This window comes from Streptomyces sp. NBC_00461, assembly GCF_036013935.1.
In the GTDB taxonomy this organism is placed as follows: Bacteria; Actinomycetota; Actinomycetes; order Streptomycetales; family Streptomycetaceae; genus Streptomyces.
Map to the genome: position 1 here is coordinate 7044530 of NZ_CP107902.1, position 14692 is coordinate 7059221.

Sequence of the window (14692 nt, forward strand, 5' to 3'; positions counted from 1 at the left end):
TCGTCTCTCCGCTCGATCAGTGACACAGCCCGCCCGGCCGACCGCCGGGCGGACCGACGAAAGAGAGCGATTCATGCGCCGAACCGGCCTCAGTGCCTTGGCAGTTGCGTGCACCGCCGTGCTGGCGGGCGCGGTGCCCGCCTTCGCCGACGGGGCGTCCGCGGCTCCGAGCCCCGTCCCCTCCGCGACCCGCGCGCCCAGCCCCGGTCCCACGTCCGCCCCCGCCGAGAGCACCACCCCGACCACCGCCCCGAGCGCCGCGCCGAGTGCGGCCCCGACCCGGGCGCCGTCGCGCGGTCAGGTCTCCGTCGTGCCGAGCGGTGCGCCCAACACCGGTGTGGCGCCGACCTCTTCGGACTCGTCGGGCGCGGGCACTCTGATCGGCGGGGGTGCCGCCGCGGCCGTCGCCCTCGGCGGCGGCGCGGTCTTCCTCGTGCGCCGCCGTCGGGCGAACGGGGCATGAGTCCGCTCTCCAGGCGCGCCTTCGCCGCCGCGGCGCTCGCCGCGCTCCTCGCGGGCTGCGGCGGCCCGGGCGCCACGAGCGGCAACTCCCCGGACGGGAGCCGGGCGAGCGCCTCTTCGCCCTCCGCATCGTCGTCCTCCGCGCCACCTGCCGCCGGGCCGGTGTCCGCGGTGGGGCGATCGACCCCGGTCAGGCTCCGGATACCGGCCATCGGGGTCGACACCCCGGTCATGAAGCTGGGCCTGGCCGCGGACGGCACCGTGCAGGTGCCGCCGATCGCGGCGCACGACCGGGCGGGCTGGTACGAACACTCCCCGACGCCGGGGCAGACCGGTCCGTCGGTGATCCTCGGCCATGTCACGGTCGGCGCCTACGGGGACGGGGTCTTCCGGCACCTGAAGGACCTGCACAAGGGGGAGCAGATCGTGGCGCGCCTGGAGAACGGCACGGCTGCGGTGTTCGCCGTGACCGACGTGCGGACCGTCGCCAAGGCCGACTTCCCGTCGAAGGAGGTGTACGGGAACGTCAAGCGGCCGGAGCTGCGGCTGATCACGTGCGGCGGCGAACGGAGCGGTGACGGATACCTCGACAACGTGATCGTCTTCGCGGCACTGAGATCGTCGAGCCCCTGACCGGCCGGTCGGCGGGCCGAATCCGACCGGGATCCCGGGCCGACGGAACGTACGCCGTCGGTCCGGGCTCTTCCTCGGTGAGCCTCCCGCCCGGCCTGCCTGACCTGAGTGCCACGAGCGCCACGAGTGCCACGAGCGTTTTGAGCGCTCTGAACGCCACGAGCCCCCCACGACCCGGGAGAACGTTGAAACGGTCCCGCGAGAAGGACGCGTCCGAGCTGTTCGCCGCCCTCTATCCGCGTCTCGCCGGCTGGGTCCGCCGGCTGGTCGACGACGACGAGACGGCCCATGAGATCGCCTCGGAGGCGTTCACCCGGCTCTGGGCACGCTGGACGGCCGTCGCGGAGCCGCGCGGTTTTCTCTACGTCACCGCGGCCAACCTCGTCCGGGACCACTGGCGCAAGCTGGAGCGCGAACGCAGAGCCGTACGCCGGGCGACCACCGAGGCCGCGGTGACCCCGCATCCCGAACAGGCCGACCCCTCGGTGCGCCTGCTCGTGCAGTCCCTCCCGGAACGACTGCGCGTCCCGATCCTCCTGCACTACTACGCTGACATGCCGATCCGGGAGGTGTCCGTGCTCACCGGACGCAAGGAAGGAACCGTCAAGGCCGACCTCCACGCGGCCCGCGAACTGCTCCGCGCCCACCTGAGGAGAAGCCTTGATCACACACTCTGACGAGGGCCCGGACCACGACCCCGACGACCCGCTCACCGTCATCCTGCGACCCCCCGCCGAACACCTCGGCGCGCCCCCCGGCCACTACGAGGCGATCCGCCGCGGCGCGTCCCGTCGCAGGATGCTGCGCGCGGCCGCCGGTGCCGCCCTGACCTGCGGTGTCGCCGCCCTGGTCGTACTGCCGCTGCGCCTGACGGCCTCCGACGCCCCCGGCTCCCCGACGGTGCCCCTCGCCCCGCTCCCGGCGAGCAGCCCCTCGACGCTGCCGCCCCGGCCGGCGAAGCCCGTACCGTCGAGTGCCGGGCCCGGCCGGTCGTCCCGTTCCGCCCCGCCGACCTCCGCACCGACCGCGGGACCGACCAGGGGGCCGAACGCGGCCGAACCGTCCGGATCCACCGCCGCGACGGTTGCCCCGATACCCACCCGAGCCGCCTCCATCCAGCCGTCCGCGCCCGGGTCCCGGGCCGTCGCGACGCCGTCGAGCGCGCCCCGCCACTAGCCACCACGGAAAGGGAGACACCTCGCGCAGACGGTTTTGAACACGTTCAATAAAGGCGTACGCTGCCGTCATGAACGACAGAGCCGCCCTGTTGAAGGGCATCCGCGCCTGGTTGGTCCTGTTCGTCGTTTGCCTGGTGCTCAGCGGCGCCACGGCGTTCCCCCTGGTGCACGAGCTGCGCTGGACCGAGGAGACGCTCAGGGCTCTGTCCGTGCCCGACCACCTCCCCGCGCTCACGGACTGGATCGAGCGTGTCCGGCGCGGACTCGACACCGCGGACACCGACTACCCCTTCCTCCTCTACGGCACGGACTGGCTCGCCTTCGCCCACCTCGTCATCGCGGTCGCCTTCTACGGGCCCTACCGCGACCCCGTACGCAACATCTGGGTCGTCGAGTTCGCGATGATCGCCTGCGCCGGAATCATCCCGCTCGCCCTCATCTGCGGACCGCTGCGCGGCATCCCGTTGTGGTGGTCGGTGATCGACATGTCCTTCGGCGTCTTCGGCGTGCTCCCGCTCTACGTCGTCCGGAAGAAGATCAAGCGACTGGAGACGCTGACCGCCGCCCCGCATCCCGGCCCGCTGCTCGCCACCTGAGGGCGGCCCGCACGATCCGCTCCCCGAAAAAGTGTTATCCCGTCGGCCTCCACCCCGTCTCCCCTCGCGTCCCCCACTTCCCCCACACCCGGGAGCCCCCTTGTACCGCCCGCACCGGGACCGCACTGTGACCTCGGACATAGCCACATACCCGGTGCGGGCTGAGAAAGTGCGGTCGGACGGCATATGACCTGGGAGAGGGCAGACGTGGGAGAGAGGGTCGGGCGGGAGTGGCGTGCCACCATCGCGGCCGCGCAGGCCGGTGACCGGCACGCGTTGGACGACCTCGTCGCCGGCTGGCTGCCGCTGGTCTACAACGTCGTCGGCCGCGCCCTGAACGGCCACGCGGACGTCGACGACGTCGTGCAGGAGACCATGCTGCGGGCCGTCGGCAACCTCGGCTCACTGCGCGACCCGGACAGCTTCCGGTCCTGGCTGATGGCGATCGCCATGCGGCAGATACGGGACCGGGCGCGCCGCAGATCCCCCCGGCAACTGGACGAGAGCGCCGCCCAGGAGGCCACCGACTTCGCCGAACTCACCGTGCTGCGGCTCCAGTTGGAAGGTCAGCGGCGCGAGGTGGCGGAGGCGGTGCGCTGGCTGGACGACGAGGACCGGCAACTGCTGTCCCTGTGGTGGCTGGAGGTCGCGGGCGAGTTGACCCGGCGCGACCTGGCGGCGGCCGTCGGCATCAGCCGGCAGCACGCCGCCGTACGCGTCCAGCGGATGAAGGAGCGCCTGGAGACCTCGCGCGGGATCGTGCGCGCACTGGACGGGGCGTGCCCCGCACTGCGGGAGTTGACCGGCCGCTGGGACGGGCGGCCCGACTCGGTCTGGCGCAAGAGGCTGGCCCGGCACATCAGAGGCTGCGGCTACTGCGGCGACGCGCGCGAGTCCGTCGTACCGGCGGAGCGGCTGCTGGTCGGCATCGCGCTCGTACCGGTCCCGGTCGGCTTCACGCTGTCGCTGGCTCTCGGCGGCAAGACGGCGGCCGCCGCCACCTCCATCGGCTGGTCCGCCAAGGTGCTCGGCATCCTGGCCAAGCCCGCGGTCGCCGTCACGGCGGGGGCGACCATCGTCGCGGGCGGCGCGTACGTCGTCACGCAGACCCCGGGCACCCCGCCCCCGCACCCTCGCGCGGTGATCACCCCCACGGCGGCGAGCACCCACCGCCCACCGCCCCCTTCCGCCTCGCCCACGCCCTCCCCGTCCCCTTCGGTGTCCCCCTCCGTGGCGAAGCAGAAGACCCAGCTCTACGGCAGCGTCGTCGACGCCGTCGACAGGGCGCCCGACCCGGACACCCCGCCCGCCGCCCTCCCGCACCGGCCCGCGTCCGGCGTCACGAGCACCGGCGGGGCGCACGCCGTCATGAACCACCGCGGCGACAGCGTGACGCTCACCGGCCAGGGCTATGTCCTGGTCCGCTGGCAGATCGCACCGCAGTACCGGTCAGGCAGCCTGGTCATGCCTGCCTGGACCGGCCTGAAGGGCAAGCTCTTCCACGTCGCCTCGGGCGGCGGCCGCCGGATGGACGACCCCGTCAGCGACACCGACAGCTCCGCCACCGGCATGGGCAACTCGACCGTCGGCTACACCGTCCCGCAGGCCGGCACCCAGCAGATGTGGCAGAACGAGTACTTCTACCTCGACGGCAGCGTCGCCCTCACCGTGAACGAACGCGGCGCCGACTACAACCTGAGCGTCTTCCCGACCACCTGGGACGCCGTCGAGAAGGACGTCACCACCGGCCCCGCCCAGGGCGTGATCCGCTACGGCCTGGTCCGTGACACCGGCAGGGACGACACCCCGGTCCCGCAGTACCTGACCCGTGCGACGCCGGCCGATCCGGCGACGGTGCCTCAGCGCTCCCGGGTGTAGCCACCGTCGCGCAGTGCGCACAGGACATCGACGCGGTTGGTCGTGATCGAGTCGACGCCGAAGTCGATGAGGCGGCGCATGGAACGGCGGGTGTCCGGGGTCCACACGGACAGCAGGTAGCCGTCGTGGTGGACGCGGGCGGCCAGCTCGCGACTGACCAGGGAGAAGCGGTAGTTGAGCCAGCGCGGCTTCACCGCCGCGAGCAGCGCTGGGCGCGGGGGCGCCAGGCTGGTGCAGGTCAGGGCGATCTCGGCGGACGGGTCGGCGGCGCGGACGGCGAGCATCGCGGAGGAGTCCGCGGTGTAGTAGACGCGCTCGGACGCCCCGGCCTCCCGTACGGCGTCAACGACGCGGCGCGCCGCCCGTACGTCCCGCATCCCCGGCAGGTCCAGCATCAACCGCGTGCCGTCAGCGGTGGCCAGCGCCTCCGCGAGCGTCGGCACCCGGCCGTCCGTGAGCCCGCGCACCTCGTCCGCCGACAGGGAGGCGAGGGGCCGCTCGTGCTCCCACAGCCGTTTCAGCGTCGCGTCGTGCAGCAGCACGGGGACGCCGTCCTTGGTGAGTCGTACGTCGACCTCGACGGCGTCTGCGCCCTGGTCGAGCGCGGAACGCAGCGAGGCGATCGTGTTCTCGCGGACGCGGTAGGGGTCGCCGCGGTGGGCCACGGCGGTCACGTTCTGCATGGCCCCATTGTGGCGGGCGTCAGGGAGCGAGCCACGCCGAGGTGTAGCTGTCGATCTCCTCGCGGATGCGGACCTTGCCCGCCTCGTCGAGGAAGGAGGCGTCGACGGCGCCCCTGGCGAGGGCCGCGAGACCCTGTTCGTCGAGTTCCAGCAGGCGGGCGGCGACCGCGTACTCGTTGTTGAGGTCGGTGCCGAACATCGGCGGGTCGTCGGAGTTGACCGTGATGACGATCCCGGCCTTGGCGAACTCCTTGATCGGGTGCTCGTCCAGGGTGCGGACCGCGCGCGTGGCGATGTTCGACGTCGGGCAGACCTCCAGCGGGATCCGGTGCTCGGCAAGGTGCGCGAGGAGCTTCGGGTCCTGGAAGGAACTGGTGCCGTGCCCGATGCGCTCGGCATGCAGGTGAGTGAGCGCGTCCCACACCGTCTCCGGGCCGGTGGTCTCCCCGGCGTGCGGCACGGAACGCAGACCGGCGGCGACGGCCCGGTCGAAGTACGGCTTGAACTGCGGCCGCGGCACCCCGATCTCGGGACCGCCGAGCCCGAACGACACCAGCCCCTCCGGCCGCAGCCGGTCGTCGGTCGCGAGCCGCGTCGTCTCCTCCGCCGCCTCCAGGCCGGCCTCGCCGGGAATGTCGAAGCACCAGCGCAGCACGGTCCCGAACTCGGCCTCGGCCGCCTTGCGCGCGTCCTCGATCGCGTCCATGAAGGCACGCTCGTCGATGTTGCGGCGGGTCGAGGACCACGGCGTGATGGTCAGCTCGGCGTACCGCACCTGCTGCCGGGCCAGATCCCGGGCCACCTCGTAGGTCAGCAGCCGCACGTCCTCCGGGGTGCGGATCAGGTCGACGACGGACAGATACACGTCGATGAAGTGCGCGAAGTCCGTGAACGTGAAGTAGTCGACCAGGGCCTCGGGGTCGGTGGGCACCTTGGAGTCGGGGTGCCGGGCGGCGAGCTCCGAGACGATCCGGGGGGAGGCGGAGCCGACGTGGTGGACGTGCAGTTCGGCCTTGGGCAGTCCGGCGATGAAGGCGTGCAGGTCACGCGGCACGGCAGCGGACGCGTCGAGATGCTCGGTCAAGAGTTCCTCCCCGGAACGGCGCCCCGGGCGGCTTGGGCCTGGCGGGGCGCGGGTGATCGGCTGATCGGTGGGTCGGGATCATCGTAGGCCGGGGGTTCGGTTCTCGGGGTGGGGCGGGGTGGGGTGAGGCAGGACAGGCAGGACAGGCAGGGCAGGGAAGCCGGGCGGGGCGGGCGCCGGGCCACAGGGCGTTGGCCGTGGGCCCTTGGCCGTGGGTCCGGGTCCGGGTCTCCCGGCTCGGGCCGTAGCATGACGGAACGTTCGACAGAGGGGATTCCGCGCATGTCCGACGACGCGCAGACGCCGGCCGCCCGCGACCCGTGGGCCGCACCGTCGGAGGCAGGCTCGCGCGACGCGGCACCCAAGGTCCCCCTGGCCAAGCCGGACAGCCCCGCCGCCCCCGCCCCGGAACCGAACCCGGGGTCATCACCGGCGCCCGACGGCCAGGCGGGCCCCGGCCACACCGTCGCAGGCCAGGGAGCCGGGTACACGGTTGCCGGGCACGGCCCTGGGGAGGGGGCCGACGAGCCCGGCCCGGCCACCCCGCCGCGGCCTTCCGTCCATGACCAGCTGACGGTCACGTCCATGCCCGGCATCGACGACACACCGCCCCACCCCCGGCCCTGGGCCACCCCCTTCACCCCACAGGGCCCGACGCCCCCGACGGGCGGCCCGGCCAACCCCTTCGCCCCGCCCGGCGCAACGCCCTCGATGGGCGGTCCGGTCAATCCCTTCGCCCCACCCGGCCCAGCGGCGCACGCGAGCGGCTCCGCCGCCCCCTTCGCTCCTCATGCCCACGGCGAGCCGATCCCCCCGCCGCCCATCGCCCCCGAGGGCCCCGGCCAGGTTCCGTACGGCTACGGCTATCCGCCCCAGGCCGGTTACGGCGGACCGGGCTACTACAACTGGCCCGGCATGACGCCCATGCCCAGGAACGGCATGGGCACCGCCGCCCTCGTGCTCGGCATCATCGCGGTGGTCGTCTTCTGTCTGTGGCCGATCGCGGTCGTGCTGGGCGTACTGGCCGTGATCTTCGGCGTGATCAGCCGCGGCAAGGCCCGCCACGGCGAGTCGACGAACCCGGGCCAGGCCCTCGCGGGGATCATCTGCGGCGCCGTCGGCATCGTGCTCGGTGCGGTCATGATCGCGGCCACCATCGCCCACCTCTGACGTCCAGGCCGCCCGGCAACACCGGACGCTCCTGGTCTTGAGCGGGCGGTCCCGAGTGCGCGGTCCCGAGTAGGCGGTCCCGCGCGGGCGGACCGCGTGTGTTCAGCGCGGCAGCCGGTCACCGGCCCGGTACTCGCGCCGAGTCGGTTTCGGTCCCCGCGCCGGGCTGGCTCGGGGACCCCGGCCCAGTCGGCTCGGGCACCCGCGGCGAGCCGACTCAGGCACCCCGGCCCAGCCGGTTCCGCCACCCGCGCCGAGCCGGTTCCGCCACCCGCGCCGAGCCGGTTCCGCCACCCGCGCCGAGCCGGTTCCGCCACCCGCGCCGAGCCGGTTCCGCCACCCGCGCCGAGCCGGTTCCGCCACCCGTGCCCAGTCGGTTCCGGCACCCGTGCCCAGTCGGTTCCGGCACCCGTGCCGAGCCGCTTCCGGTACTCGCGCCCAGTCGACTCAGGCAACCTCCGCCCACCCGGCTCAGGTGCCCCCGCCCAGCCGCCCCCGCGCCTCCATCAACGCGAACCCCAGCAGGTTCGCCCCCCGCCACCGCTCCGGATCCATCGCCGCCTCGGTGTCCGCCGCGAGGCCGATGCCCCACACGCGGTCCATGGGGCTCGCCTCGACCAGGACCCGGTCGCCCGTGCCCAGCAGGAACTCCCGCAGATCCGGGTGCGCGGTGAACTTGTGGACGCTGCCCTCGACCACGATCGCGAAGCGCTCGCGCTTCCATGTCTCCTCGTCGAAGCCGCGCACCAGCCGCCCCGCCTTCTTCGCGAGAGACGGATGGTCCGCGGCCAGCACCAGCAGCTCCGCCTCCGCGTCGTCGAACAGCCGAGCCTTGGCCGCCATCATCCAGTGCTCGGCCGTCGCATACGTCTTCCCGTCCACCGTGAACGCCGCCGGCCACCACTGACTCAGACAGCTCGACCCCACCCGGCCGTCCGCCCGTGCCCGGTGACCCCAGAAGTGCAGATACTTGATGCGGGCCCCGGCGCGGACTTCCCTGACCAGGGCTTCCCGGGAGGCGATCCGCCCCGCGATCTCTCCCATGATCTCTTCCATGCACGCGAGTCTGGCAGGCACCACTGACACTCCGTCCCCCCTTTTCCAAGCTCACTCGACACCTGGTCGACAGATTCCGTCGCGTAACCAAAAGGCAACAACGGAATCACTTGTTGGACGCCATCGGCTCTGTCAGGATCGGCAGTCAAATCGAGCTGGAGCTACGCCACCCACCTCATGAGCCGCGGGGCGACGGCGGAGGAGAGCGACATGCACAACCCGGGCGATACCACCCCGGAACGATTCCCGGCGCAGGACCGCTTCGCGGACGGCGCGCAGTTCATCGCGGGGCGCCTCACCAAGGGCACCTCCGGTCGTACGCACGCGGTCGTCGACCCGGCGACCGGCGACGAGGTGTACACGTACGAACTCGCCGGCCCCGACGACGTCGACGCGGCGGTGGCCGCCGCACGCGAGGCCTTCCCCGGCTGGGCCGCCACCACCCCCGGCGAGCGTTCCGACGCGCTGCACCGCTTCGCCGCCGTGCTCGCGGACCGCGCCGAGGAGTTCGCCCGCGCCGAGTCCCTGCAGTGCGGCAAGCCGCTGAAGCTGACGCGTGAGTTCGACGTGCCCGGCACCATCGACAACACCGCCTTCTTCGCGGGCGCCGCCCGGCATCTGCAGGGGCAGTCCGCCGGCGAGTACTCCGGCGACCACACCTCTTATGTACGCCGGGAACCCATCGGTGTCGTCGGGTCGATCGCGCCCTGGAACTACCCCCTCCAGATGGCCGCCTGGAAGATCCTCCCGGCGATCGCCGCGGGCAACACCATCGTGCTGAAGCCCGCCGAGCTCACCCCGCTCACCTCACTGCTGTTCGCCCAGGCGGCGACCGACGCCGGCCTCCCGGACGGTGTGATCAACATCGTCACCGGCACCGGCAGGGAAGCGGGCGAGCACCTCGTCGGTCACCCCGACGTCGTCATGACCTCGTTCACCGGTTCCACCGCCGTCGGCAAGCGCGTCGCCGAGGTCGCCACCGCGACCGTCAAGCGCATCCACCTGGAGCTGGGCGGCAAGGCCCCCTTCGTGGTCTTCGACGACGCCGACCTGGAGGCCGCCGCCAACGGCGCGGTCGCGGGCGCGCTCATCAACACCGGCCAGGACTGCACGGCCGCCACGCGCGCGTACGTACAGCGCCCGCTCTACGAGGCGTTCGTCGAGCGGACCGCCGCCCTCATGGAGAGCGTCCGGCTCGGCGACCCCTTCGCCGCCGGCACCGACCTCGGCCCGCTGATCTCGCACGTCCAGCGAGACCGCGTCGCCGGTTTCGTCGACCGGGCGCGCTCCTACGCGCGCGTGGTGACCGGCGGCGAGGCTCCCGGGGGAGCTCTGGAGAACGGCGCGTACTACCGCCCCACCCTCGTCGCGGACGCCGCCCAGGACAGCGAGATCGTCCAGTCCGAGATCTTCGGGCCGGTCCTGGTGGTCCTGCCGTTCGACGGCGACGAGGATGGGATCACGCTCGCCAACGACACCCCGTACGGCCTCGCCGCCTCCGCCTGGAGCCGCGACGTCTACCGGGCGAACCGCGCCACCCGTGAGATCAAGGCGGGCTGCGTGTGGATCAACGATCACATCCCGATCATCAGCGAGATGCCGCACGGCGGCTACAAGGCGTCCGGCTTCGGCAAGGACATGTCCACGTACTCCTTCGAGGAGTACACCCAGATCAAGCACGTCATGTTCGACAACACGGCGGTGGCCAGGAAGGACTGGCACCGCACCATCTTCGGGGACCGATAGCAGAACTGGCGGTCGTCCGCAGGCGGCCGCCACCCTCCCGAAAGGGCAGCACGCGCATGGAGCAGTACGAGCCCGACCGCCTGTCACCGGCCACAGCGGCCGCCGTGCGACGCAGTCTCCGCAACGGACGGGCCGCCATGACCCGCCGTTCGGTGCTGCGCGCCTCCGCGGGCGGCGCGCTTGCCGCCGGCGGCATCGCGGCGCTGAGCGGCTGCGGGATCCCCGCGGCCGGCAAATCGCAGGGCGGCGTGTCCGTCGACGACCACTCGGCGAAGGAGAAGGTGATCAACTTCTCCAACTGGCCCGAGTACATCGACGTCGACGACAGCGGCAAGCGCCACCCGACGCTGGACGCGTTCCGCAAGCGGACCGGCATCCAGGTCAAGTACACCGAGGACATCAACGACAACGACGAGTTCTTCGGCAAGATCCAGCCGCAGCTCGCCGCGGGCCAGGACACCGGGCGCGACCTCATCGTGCTCACCGACTGGTTGGCCGCCCGCATGATCCGCCTGGGCTACGTCCAGAAACTGGACGCGGCCAACCTGCCCCACGCCTACGCCAACCTGTCGGACCAGTTCCGCAGCCCGGACTGGGATCCGGGCCGCGCCTATTCGTATGTGTGGCAGGGCATCTCGACCGTCGTCGCGTTCAACAAGAAGGCACTCGACGGCGTCGAGGTGAAGTCGGTCTCCGACCTGCTCGACAACCCCGCGCTCAAGGGCCGGGTCGGCCTGCTGACCGAGATGCGTGACACCGTCGGCATGACCATGCTCGACATGGGCAAGGACCCGGCGAAGTTCACCGACGACGACTACGACGCGGTGATAGCCCGTCTGCAGAAGGCCGTCGACAAGGGCCAGATCCGCCGCTTCACCGGCAACGACTACACCTCCGACCTCAGCAAGGGCGACCTGGCGGCCTGTGTCGCCTGGGGCGGCGACATCGTGCAGCTCCAGACGGACAACCCCGATGTCGGCTACATCATCCCCGACCACGGCTACATGACGTCCACCGACAACCTGTTGATCCCCAACAAGGCGCGGCACAAGACGAACGCCGAGCGGCTCATCGACTACTACTACGAGCCGGGGCCGGCCGCCGAACTCGCCGCCTACATCAACTACGTGAGTCCGGTCGCGGACGTCAAGCCGTACCTTGCCAAGCTCGACAAGTCGGCGGCGAACAACCCGCTGATCCTTCCCGACAAGGCCATGCAGGCGAGGTCCGTGGCCTTCCGCTCGCTGAGCTCGAAGGAAGAGACGGCCTACCAGCAGAAGTTCGCGAAGCTCACAGGGGCGTGACGAAGATGACCACAGACAACAGCGGCGACGTCCGCCTCTCCGGCATCAGCAAGACCTACGGCTCCTTCACCGCCGTGCACCCGCTCGACCTGACCGTGCCGCAGGGGTCCTTCTTCGCCCTGCTCGGCGCCTCGGGCTGCGGCAAGACCACCACCCTGCGCATGATCGCCGGCCTGGAGGAGCCCACCGGCGGCACCGTCCACCTCGGCGACCAGGAGGTCACCAGCCTGCCGCCGTACAAGCGGCCGGTGAACACGGTGTTCCAGTCCTACGCCCTCTTCCCGCACCTCGACATCTTCGAGAACGTCGCCTTCGGCCTGCGCCGGCGCGGCATCAAGAGCGTGAAGAAACAGGTCGAGGAGATGCTCGACCTGGTCCAGCTCGGCGAGCAGTCGCGCAAGAAGCCGCACCAGCTCTCCGGCGGTCAGCAGCAGCGTGTCGCGGTCGCCCGCGCGTTGATCAACACGCCCAAGGTGCTCCTCCTCGACGAGCCCCTCGGTGCCCTCGACCTCAAGCTGCGCCGTCAGATGCAGCTGGAGCTCAAGCGCATCCAGACCGAGGTCGGCATCACCTTCATCCACGTCACGCACGACCAGGAGGAGGCCATGACCATGGCCGACACGGTCGCCGTGATGAACGCGGGCCGCGTCGAGCAACTCGGTTCGCCCACCGACCTCTACGAAAACCCCAACACCACCTTCGTCGCCAACTTCCTCGGCACCTCCAACCTCATCGAGGCCGAGGTCGACTCCAAGAGCGACGGCGACATCGTCCTGAGGGCGGGCGGCGGCAAGCTGGTGCTGCCCGAGTCGCGCTGCTCCGCGCCGACGACGACCGGCGGCAAGGTACTGGTCGGCGTCCGCCCCGAGAAGATCTCCCTCACGCACGCCGACGAGGCGGGCGAGATCGACGAGAACCGCAACCGCATCACCGGAAGGATCGCCGACTCAAGCTTCATCGGCGTCTCCACGCAGTACGTCATCGACAGCCCGGTCTGCCCCGAGTTCGAGGTCTACGCGCAGAACATCGACCGCGACGCCCGGCTGGTGCCCGGCGCCGAGGTCGTCCTGCACTGGAACCCGGCGCACACCTTCGGCCTCGACGCGGATCAGGACATCGACGCCGGGGTGGCCGAGGTCGAGGAGGAGGCCGCCTGATGGCCACGCTCAGTGAGGCGCCACCCCTGGCGCCGGTCCCCGAGAAGAAGCCCCCGCGCAAGCGGGGCCGCCTGGTGCCGTACTGGCTCCTGCTCCCCGGCCTCCTCTGGCTGGTCATCTTCTTCGCGCTGCCGATGATCTACCAGGCCTCCACGTCCGTGCAGACGGGCTCCCTGGAGGAGGGCTACAAGGTCACCTGGCACCTCGCCACCTACTGGGACGCGATGTCCGAGTACTGGCCGCAGTTCCTGCGCTCGCTCCTGTACGCCGGTGCCGCGACGATCCTGTGCCTCGTCCTCGGCTACCCGCTCGCGTACCTGATCGCCTTCCGCGCGGGCCGCTGGCGGAACCTGATCATGGTCCTGGTGATCGCGCCGTTCTTCACCAGCTTCCTGATCCGCACCCTCGCCTGGAAGACGATCCTCGCGGACAGCGGACCGGTGGTGAGCACCCTCAACACGCTGCACGTCCTGGACGTCACCAACTGGCTCGGCTGGACCTCCGGCGACCGTGTGCTGGCCACCCCGCTCGCGGTGGTCTGCGGACTGACGTACAACTTCCTGCCGTTCATGATCCTGCCGCTCTACACCTCGCTGGAACGCATCGACGGGCGGCTCCACGAGGCGGCCGGCGACCTGTACGCCAGGCCCTGGACCACCTTCCGCAAGGTGACCTTCCCGCTGTCGATGCCCGGCGTGGTCTCCGGCACGCTGCTGACCTTCATCCCGGCGGCCGGCGACTACGTCAACGCCGAACTCCTCGGCTCCACCGACACCCGCATGATCGGAAACGTCATCCAGACGCAGTTCCTGAGAATTCTGGACTATCCGACAGCCGCGGCCCTGTCCTTCATCCTCATGGCTGCGATTCTGCTCATGGTGACCATCTACATTCGCCGGGCCGGGACGGAGGACTTGGTTTAAATGCCTGTCGTCAACTGGCTCAAACGCCATTTCGTCGTCATCGCGGGACTGCTGACACTCGGATATCTGCTCCTTCCGAACGTCGTCGTCACGGTGTTCTCCTTCAACAAACCGAAGGGGCGCTTCAACTACGAATGGCAGCAGTTCTCCACGGCCGCGTGGAAGGATCCGTGCGGCGTCGCCGACATGTGCGGATCGCTGTCGATCAGCCTCCAGATCGCCTTCTGGGCGACGGCCGGCGCCACGATTCTCGGCACGATGATCGCCTTCGCGCTGGTCCGCTACCGGTTCCGCGCGCGGGGCACGGTGAACTCGCTGATCTTCCTGCCGATGGCGATGCCCGAGGTCGTCATGGCGGCCTCGCTGCTCACCCTGTTCCTCAACCTGGGTGCCCAGCTGGGCTTCTGGACGATCCTGATCGCCCACATCATGTTCTGTCTCAGCTTCGTCGTCGTCGCCGTCAAGGCGCGTGTGATGTCGATGGACCCGCGCCTGGAGCAGGCGGCACAGGACCTCTACGCCGGTCCGGCGCAGACCTTCCTGCGCGTCACCCTGCCCATCGCGGCGCCCGGAATCGCCGCGGGTGCGCTGCTGTCCTTCGCGCTCTCCTTCGACGATTTCATCATCACCAACTTCAACGCGGGCTCGACCGTCACCTTCCCCATGTTCGTCTGGGGCTCGGCACAGCGCGGAACGCCCGTCCAGATCAATGTCATCGGTACGGCCATGTTCCTCGTCGCCGTACTCCTGGTGCTTTCCTCGATGCTTATCAGTAATCGCCGCAACAAGCAGAAGGCGTAACCGCAAAATCCTTGTAGGGAG

Annotated in this window: 15 protein-coding genes; 12 read left to right on the plus strand and 3 right to left on the minus strand. The window is 70.8% G+C overall.

Annotated features, from left to right (window positions below; genetic code table 11):
• Nucleotides 1-73: 73 nt before the first annotated feature.
• The 6 genes from OG870_RS32980 (at nucleotide 74) to OG870_RS33005 (ending at nucleotide 4747) form a co-directional block, all read left to right on the plus strand.
• A complete protein-coding gene (locus tag OG870_RS32980) occupies nucleotides 74-463 on the plus strand; it encodes a Tat pathway signal sequence domain protein (RefSeq protein ID WP_266843784.1) in 390 nt (129 codons plus the stop codon).
• The gene (locus OG870_RS32985; protein ID WP_266843782.1) at nucleotides 460-1095 is read left to right on the plus strand and encodes a class F sortase; all 636 of its coding nucleotides are present in this window, start codon (nucleotides 460-462) and stop codon (nucleotides 1093-1095) included. Before OG870_RS32980 ends, OG870_RS32985 begins: the two co-directional genes overlap by 4 nt.
• 185 nt (nucleotides 1096-1280) lie before the next feature.
• A complete protein-coding gene (locus OG870_RS32990) occupies nucleotides 1281-1772 on the plus strand; it encodes an RNA polymerase sigma factor (RefSeq protein ID WP_266522225.1) in 492 nt (163 codons plus the stop codon).
• Nucleotides 1756-2271, plus strand: coding sequence for a hypothetical protein (locus OG870_RS32995; protein WP_266843780.1), 516 nt, complete (start codon nucleotides 1756-1758; stop codon nucleotides 2269-2271). Before OG870_RS32990 ends, OG870_RS32995 begins: the two co-directional genes overlap by 17 nt.
• A 70-nt stretch (nucleotides 2272-2341) precedes the next feature.
• On the plus strand, nucleotides 2342-2869 hold the full coding sequence (locus tag OG870_RS33000) for a hypothetical protein (protein WP_266843778.1): 528 nt from the start codon (nucleotides 2342-2344) through the stop codon (nucleotides 2867-2869).
• A 186-nt stretch (nucleotides 2870-3055) separates the two neighbouring features.
• On the plus strand, nucleotides 3056-4747 hold the full coding sequence (locus tag OG870_RS33005; RefSeq protein ID WP_405624931.1) for an RNA polymerase sigma factor: 1692 nt from the start codon (nucleotides 3056-3058) through the stop codon (nucleotides 4745-4747).
• On the opposite strand, the gene OG870_RS33010 is transcribed toward OG870_RS33005, so the two are convergent.
• Entirely contained in the window at nucleotides 4729-5430 is a 702-nt protein-coding gene (locus tag OG870_RS33010) for a glycerophosphodiester phosphodiesterase (protein ID WP_266843774.1), read from the minus strand. The two genes, OG870_RS33005 and OG870_RS33010, sit on opposite strands and share 19 nt — an antisense overlap.
• 19 nt (nucleotides 5431-5449) lie before the next feature.
• Complete coding sequence (locus tag OG870_RS33015) at nucleotides 5450-6514, minus strand: adenosine deaminase (RefSeq protein ID WP_266843772.1); 1065 nt, start codon at nucleotides 6512-6514, stop codon at nucleotides 5450-5452.
• 282 nt (nucleotides 6515-6796) lie between these two features.
• Here OG870_RS33015 and OG870_RS33020 point away from each other — a divergent pair, with 282 nt between their 5' ends.
• Nucleotides 6797-7684, plus strand: coding sequence for a DUF4190 domain-containing protein (locus tag OG870_RS33020; protein ID WP_266590289.1), 888 nt, complete (start codon nucleotides 6797-6799; stop codon nucleotides 7682-7684).
• A gap of 471 nt (nucleotides 7685-8155) precedes the next feature.
• On the opposite strand, the gene OG870_RS33025 is transcribed toward OG870_RS33020, so the two are convergent.
• On the minus strand, nucleotides 8156-8740 hold the full coding sequence (locus OG870_RS33025) for an NADAR family protein (protein WP_266590291.1): 585 nt from the start codon (nucleotides 8738-8740) through the stop codon (nucleotides 8156-8158).
• Between the two features lie 210 nt (nucleotides 8741-8950).
• Here OG870_RS33025 and OG870_RS33030 point away from each other — a divergent pair, with 210 nt between their 5' ends.
• From OG870_RS33030 to OG870_RS33050, 5 genes are read left to right on the plus strand one after another with little or no spacing between them, the layout of a single operon-like run.
• A complete protein-coding gene (locus tag OG870_RS33030) occupies nucleotides 8951-10486 on the plus strand; it encodes a gamma-aminobutyraldehyde dehydrogenase (RefSeq protein WP_266522241.1) in 1536 nt (511 codons plus the stop codon).
• A gap of 56 nt (nucleotides 10487-10542) precedes the next feature.
• Entirely contained in the window at nucleotides 10543-11790 is a 1248-nt protein-coding gene (locus tag OG870_RS33035; protein ID WP_266590293.1) for an ABC transporter substrate-binding protein, read from the plus strand.
• Nucleotides 11791-11795: 5 nt separating this feature from the next.
• Nucleotides 11796-12947: an ABC transporter ATP-binding protein gene (locus OG870_RS33040; protein ID WP_266522245.1), complete on the plus strand. Its 1152-nt coding sequence runs from the start codon at nucleotides 11796-11798 to the stop codon at nucleotides 12945-12947.
• The gene (locus OG870_RS33045) at nucleotides 12947-13870 is read left to right on the plus strand and encodes an ABC transporter permease (RefSeq protein WP_266522247.1); all 924 of its coding nucleotides are present in this window, start codon (nucleotides 12947-12949) and stop codon (nucleotides 13868-13870) included. The genes OG870_RS33040 and OG870_RS33045 overlap by 1 nt, the downstream gene beginning before the upstream one ends.
• Nucleotides 13871-14671 carry an ABC transporter permease gene (locus OG870_RS33050; RefSeq protein ID WP_266522249.1) on the plus strand — a complete coding sequence of 267 codons (801 nt, stop codon included), beginning with the start codon at nucleotides 13871-13873 and terminating at the stop codon, nucleotides 14669-14671.
• Nucleotides 14672-14692 lie beyond the last annotated feature (21 nt).

Bases quoted from the DNA above. Each gene is read 5' to 3' on its own strand.
- OG870_RS32980 (WP_266843784.1), top strand. From the start codon at position 74: ATGCGCCGAACCGGCCTCAGTGCCTTGGCAGTTGCGTGCACCGCCGTG.
- OG870_RS32985 (WP_266843782.1), top strand. From the start codon at position 460: ATGAGTCCGCTCTCCAGGCGCGCCTTCGCCGCCGCGGCGCTCGCCGCG.
- OG870_RS33000 (WP_266843778.1), top strand. From the start codon at position 2,342: ATGAACGACAGAGCCGCCCTGTTGAAGGGCATCCGCGCCTGGTTGGTC.
- OG870_RS33005 (WP_405624931.1), top strand. From the start codon at position 3,056: ATGACCTGGGAGAGGGCAGACGTGGGAGAGAGGGTCGGGCGGGAGTGG.
- OG870_RS33010 (WP_266843774.1), bottom strand. From the start codon at position 5,430: ATGCAGAACGTGACCGCCGTGGCCCACCGCGGCGACCCCTACCGCGTC.
- OG870_RS33020 (WP_266590289.1), top strand. From the start codon at position 6,797: ATGTCCGACGACGCGCAGACGCCGGCCGCCCGCGACCCGTGGGCCGCA.
- OG870_RS33025 (WP_266590291.1), bottom strand. From the start codon at position 8,740: ATGGAAGAGATCATGGGAGAGATCGCGGGGCGGATCGCCTCCCGGGAA.
- OG870_RS33030 (WP_266522241.1), top strand. From the start codon at position 8,951: ATGCACAACCCGGGCGATACCACCCCGGAACGATTCCCGGCGCAGGAC.
- OG870_RS33035 (WP_266590293.1), top strand. From the start codon at position 10,543: ATGGAGCAGTACGAGCCCGACCGCCTGTCACCGGCCACAGCGGCCGCC.
- OG870_RS33040 (WP_266522245.1), top strand. From the start codon at position 11,796: ATGACCACAGACAACAGCGGCGACGTCCGCCTCTCCGGCATCAGCAAG.
- OG870_RS33045 (WP_266522247.1), top strand. From the start codon at position 12,947: ATGGCCACGCTCAGTGAGGCGCCACCCCTGGCGCCGGTCCCCGAGAAG.
- OG870_RS33050 (WP_266522249.1), top strand. From the start codon at position 13,871: ATGCCTGTCGTCAACTGGCTCAAACGCCATTTCGTCGTCATCGCGGGA.